The organism is Streptomyces sp. NPDC054847 (assembly GCF_053610925.1).
In genome coordinates, this window is sequence record NZ_JBSGZJ010000530.1 from 1 (window position 1) to 4,625 (window position 4,625).

At 72.4% G+C, this 4,625-nt stretch carries 5 protein-coding genes and 1 tRNA gene; 3 read left to right on the plus strand and 3 right to left on the minus strand.

Annotation, left to right across the window (positions count from 1 at the left end):
• A partial coding sequence (locus tag ACWGH4_RS31655; protein ID WP_453466945.1) for a LacI family DNA-binding transcriptional regulator occupies positions 1–420 on the plus strand: 420 nt, incomplete at its 5' end.
• A 121-nt stretch (positions 421–541) separates the two neighbouring features.
• Here the strand turns inward: ACWGH4_RS31655 and ACWGH4_RS31660 are convergent.
• Positions 542–1,375 (minus strand): TioE family transcriptional regulator, encoded by an 834-nt coding sequence (locus tag ACWGH4_RS31660; protein ID WP_453466947.1) that lies wholly within the window; start codon positions 1,373–1,375, stop codon positions 542–544.
• A gap of 58 nt (positions 1,376–1,433) precedes the next feature.
• Between ACWGH4_RS31660 and ACWGH4_RS31665 the strand changes: the two genes are divergently transcribed.
• Positions 1,434–2,651, plus strand: a complete 1,218-nt coding sequence (locus ACWGH4_RS31665; RefSeq protein ID WP_453466949.1) for an erythromycin esterase family protein — start codon at positions 1,434–1,436, stop codon at positions 2,649–2,651.
• Positions 2,652–2,711: 60 nt separating this feature from the next.
• On the plus strand, positions 2,712–3,614 hold the full coding sequence (locus tag ACWGH4_RS31670) for a DUF3626 domain-containing protein (RefSeq protein ID WP_453466951.1): 903 nt from the start codon (positions 2,712–2,714) through the stop codon (positions 3,612–3,614).
• A gap of 62 nt (positions 3,615–3,676) precedes the next feature.
• Here the strand turns inward: ACWGH4_RS31670 and ACWGH4_RS31675 are convergent.
• Positions 3,677–3,749, minus strand: a tRNA-His gene (locus ACWGH4_RS31675).
• 118 nt (positions 3,750–3,867) lie between these two features.
• Positions 3,868–4,470, minus strand: coding sequence for an oligoribonuclease (gene orn, locus ACWGH4_RS31680; protein WP_441263146.1), 603 nt, complete (start codon positions 4,468–4,470; stop codon positions 3,868–3,870).
• Positions 4,471–4,625 lie beyond the last annotated feature (155 nt).

The window sequence follows — 4,625 nt, forward strand, 5'->3', positions numbered from 1 at the left end:
GCCCAGCGCCGCCTGGACGGCTACCGCTCCGGCGTCGCCGGCGCCGGCCTGGACGCCGACCCCCGGCTGACGGCCGTGGCCGACTTCACCGAGCAGGGCGGCCGCCTCGCGATGCGCAAGCTGCTCGAGGACCGCCCCGACCTCGACGCGGTCTTCGCCGCCTCCGACGTGATGGCTTCCGGCGCCCGGCACGTGCTGCGCGAGTCGGGCCGCCGCATCCCGGACGATGTGGCCCTCGTCGGCTTCGACGACTCCGCGGTGGCCCGCCACATGGATCCGGCGCTCACCAGTGTGCGCCAGCCGACGGAGGAGATGGGGCGCACGATGGCCCGGGTCCTGCTCGAGGAGATCGCGGGCCCGTCACCGGAGCGGCCCCAGATCGTGCTGCCCACGGAACTGGTGGTGCGGGACTCGTCGTGACGGCGGCCGGTCGGCGCCTCGGGTGTGCTCTCTGCTGTCGGTGCCGTTTTGGGCGGTGACCTCCGGCCGGGTGACCTTCGCTCGGTGACCTTCCGGTGACCCTCGGTCGGCGGCCTGCGTCTCATCCACGCTCGCGGAGGTACGCCTCCAACTCGGCGGCCCCGGTCAGCATCGCCCGCCCGCGGGCGGCCAGCCTGCCGTGCCAGTCGCGCAGCGCGGCCTCCAGTGGCTCCGGCCCGCCGGCCGCCCGCACCTGGGCGATCAGCGGGGCGATCTGCTCCAGCGGATAGCCGCCCCGCCTGAGCTGGTGGGCCAGCCGGGCGTCCCGCACGTCCGCCTCGTCGTAGACGCGGTACCCGGTCAGCGGGTCGCGGCGCGGGCGCACCAGCCCGGCCTGCTCCCACTTGCGCAGCGTCGCGGGCCGGATGCCGAGCTTCCCCGCCAGCGGTCCGATGAACGTGCCGCCGGACACCGCACCGGGCCTGGAGACCCCGCCGGCCCAGGACGCCGCCCCGGTCCTGGAGACCCCGCCGGTCCGGAATGACGAGGCGGGTCCGGCTGCAGGACCGCGCCCGGTCCCAGCATCCTGTTCGGACGCCGTGGTGGGCCCCAGGTCGCGCAGGGCGCCCTCCACCGCCTGGAGGGTCCGGCGGTCGTCGAGGAGCTCGGCGTGGCTCTCGTCGATGAGGCGGAACGCATCCTCGGCCGCGCCCTCGTTCACCGCCCGCATGATCGCCGTCGCCGTCCGGTGGCCGTGGCCGGGTGCCAGGGCGAGGAACGCGCGCAGGGCACCCGCGTGCAGCGACGAGTAGGTCCGGTAGCCATGGGGTGTGCGACCGGCGGCCGGGAGGATCCCCGCCTCCTCGTAGTTCCTGATCGCCTGGGTCGACAGACCGTGCGGGCGCGCCAGGTCGACCGGCCTGAGCCGCATGCCGTTTTGAAGGTTTCGCCCCATGGTCCTGCTGATTCCGCGGGAAAGTTTCAACCGAGGGTTCAACGATAGCGTTCAAGGCATGGCTACTGACATCCAGGACACCGTCCATGCCGTCGAGGCCGCCGCCGTCATGAGGCTGCTCCCGGCCCGGCCCCGGCTGCTCGCCCTGGGCGAGCCCACCCACGGGGAGGACACTCTGCTCGACCTGCGCAACGAGCTCTTCCGCCAACTCGTCGAGCAGGAGGGCCACCGGACGATCGCGCTCGAGAGCGACTGCATGGCGGGCCTGATCGTGGACGACCACGTCACCACGGGCACCGGCACCCTCGACGAGGTCATGGAGCGCGGATTCAGTCACGGCTGGGGCGCCTCCGCGGCCAACCGCGAGCTCGTCCGCTGGATGCGCGACTACAACATCCGCGTCGACGACGACGGCCGTCCCGCGTCCGAGCGGCTCCGCTTCGCCGGCTTAGACGGCCCGCTGGAGATCACCCACGCCGCGAGCCCGCGTCAGGCCCTCACCGCGCTCCACGACTGTCTCGCGGCCCAGGTGGACGCCGACCTGCTCCCCTGCACCGCGGAAACGCTCGACCGCCTGCTCGGCGCCGACGACCGGTGGACCGGACCCGCGGCGATGAGGGACCCGTCCCGGTCCGTGGGGCAGTCGGCCGAGGCGAGGGAGCTGCGGCTGATCGCCGACGATCTGGTGGCGCTGCTCGACGCGCAGATGCCGCACCTGATCACGGCGACCTCGCCGGACTACCGGTACCGGGCACAGCTCCACGGGCGCACCGCGACCGGTCTGCTGCGCTACCACCACTGGATGGCCGACACCTCGCCCGGCCGCATGAGCCGGCTGGTGGGCGTGCGGGACCAGATGATGGCCCACAACCTCCTCGCGGTCGCCGCTCGGGGGCCGGCATTCGTCCACGCCCACAACTCCCATCTCCAGCGGGGGAAGAGCACGATGCGGATGGGCGGGAGGCCCTTGGAGTGGTGGAGCGCCGGAGCGCTGGTGAGCGCCCGGCTCGGCGAGGAGTACGCGTTCGTGGCCACGGCCCTCGGCACGATCCGGCACCGGGGAGTGGACACCCCGCCGCCGGACACCGTCGAAGGTCTCCTGTACGCGCTCCCGGAGGACCGCTGCGTGATCGACGCCCCGCGGCTGGCCGCCGCCCTCGCCGAGACGCGGCCCGCGCCCCGCATGTCCGCCTGGTTCGGCTATGCCCCGCTCGACCCTGCGCACCTGGCGGGCAGCGACGGCATCGTGTTCGTCAGGGACGTCCCGCAGCGCTAGCGCCACTGGTCGTCGGTAAACCGGGTGCGACGGCGGATCGGCTCCCGGCACACTGCCCGGATGAGATCGGACACCCTGAACACCGTGCGGGAACAGGCCCTTCGGCATGTGGGGCAGCTCTCGTCCGGTCCGCCACTGGATCCGGCGCTGCGGGTGACCCTCAACTTCCACCCGGACCGTGCGGCACAGGGCAAGCCCGTCCTGGAGGCGTTGTCGGAGTCCGGCGTCTACCTCTCACAGTTCGTCACCGGGACGAGCAACGGGGGCCTGACCGCCTTTCCCGGCGGTGACCGGTGGCGGTGGGAGAGCCGGATCTTCGGTGGTGTGTACGACGAGGCGGCCGCTCGGGACCGGCCCGTCTATGGGGCGCTGAACTTCCGCCGCAAGCCGGTCGGCGCGGCGCCGAGGTTCGGCTCCGCCCACTTCCGCCTCGCGGCGCACACATCGGCGCGGACCACGTTCTGCTACCCGGACAGCTTTCTCGAACCCTCGGACTTCGGCGTGGCGGACCGCATGGGGCTCATCGAGCTCGCCCTCGCCGACCGCCAGGACGCTCTGGACGACTACATCGAGGCGCAGGTGCACGGGCCGGTCCGGCTGGACCGCGATGTGGAGGCGCTGGTCCTCGACCCCTGCTACCGGGGAACGGACGTCGAGGAGGCCGCCCGGCGCCTGCCGTGCCCGGTGGAGTGGCATCCCGGCTTCCGTCTCACGGTCGGAGAACTGCGCCGCCATCCGTCCTACCGGGGCCAGGAGTACGTCGACCTGGGCGCGCGTATCGCGGTGGGCGGCCTCCTCGATCCGCGCATCGTCGGAGACGCCGTACGCACCGGCCGTCACGACCCGCAAGCGGTCAAGAAGGTGTGGCACTGCCTCGCCCGCTTCGGGGCGCCCCCGCAGTCCGCCGGCGCATCCGTGCCTTCCTCGCACAGCGAGGAAGCCGTGCTCGACGGCCTGCACTGAGCGGGTCGGCCCCGGACGCGACAAGGGCCCCGGTCCGAAGACCGGGGCCCTTGATCGATCAGGGTGAGTAACGGGACTCGAACCCGCGACATCCTGGACCACAACCAGGTGCTCTACCAGCTGAGCTATACCCACCACGACCGGTCTTTCTCCCGACCGGCCGAGAAAAAGTGTACAGGGTCCGAGCGGGTGCTCGCGCCAGGGTTTCGCGCCGGCGGGGAGCGCCCGTCGTTCCGGCGGCGACGGCCCGTCGTTACTGCGCGGGCATCACGTATTTGGCCGCGATGGTCTTCGCCGTCTCCGTGTCCGGGCCGGGCTGCGGGACGAAGACCGCCTCGCGGTAGTAGCGGAGCTCGGCGATGGACTCGCGGATGTCGGCCAGTGCCCGGTGGTTGCCGCTCTTTTCCGGGCTGTTGAAGTACGCCCGCGGGTACCAGCGGCGGGCCAGCTCCTTGATCGAGGAGACGTCGACGATCCGGTAGTGGAGAAAGGCCTCCAGCGTCGGCATGTCGCGCAGCAGGAAGCCGCGGTCGGTGCCGACCGAGTTGCCGCACAGCGGGGCCTTGCCGGGCTCCTTGACGTGCTGGCGGATGTAGGAGAGGACCTGCTCCTCCGCGTCCGCGAGGGTCTTTCCGTCCGCCAGGACGTCGAGGAGACCCGAGGCGGTGTGCATCTGGCGCACCACTTCCGGCATCGTCTCGAGCGCCGCGTCCGGCGGGCGGATCACGATGTCCACCCCTTCGCCGAGTACGTTCAGTTCCGAGTCGGTGACCAGTGCGGCCACCTCGATGAGTGCGTCGTCCGTCAGCGAGAGCCCGGTCATCTCGCAGTCGATCCACACCATGCGATCGTTCATGCGCCCTACCTTACGGTGGCGGCTGCGCTGCGTAACCGGCCTGGGGAAAGCCGGCTGCCCCGAGGGGACCGCCGTCGGACCCGGTGCCCGGACGGCGTCCGGCCCGGTCGGGACCGCCCCCCCGGGGGCGCCGGCCCCACCGGGCCGGGGGCGAA

Excerpts from the sequence above, each read along its gene's own strand:
- ACWGH4_RS31660 (WP_453466947.1), bottom strand. The coding sequence starts at position 1,375 with ATGGGGCGAAACCTTCAAAACGGCATGCGGCTCAGGCCGGTCGACCTG.
- ACWGH4_RS31665 (WP_453466949.1), top strand. The coding sequence starts at position 1,434 with ATGGCTACTGACATCCAGGACACCGTCCATGCCGTCGAGGCCGCCGCC.
- ACWGH4_RS31670 (WP_453466951.1), top strand. The coding sequence starts at position 2,712 with ATGAGATCGGACACCCTGAACACCGTGCGGGAACAGGCCCTTCGGCAT.
- orn (WP_441263146.1), bottom strand. The coding sequence starts at position 4,470 with ATGAACGATCGCATGGTGTGGATCGACTGCGAGATGACCGGGCTCTCG.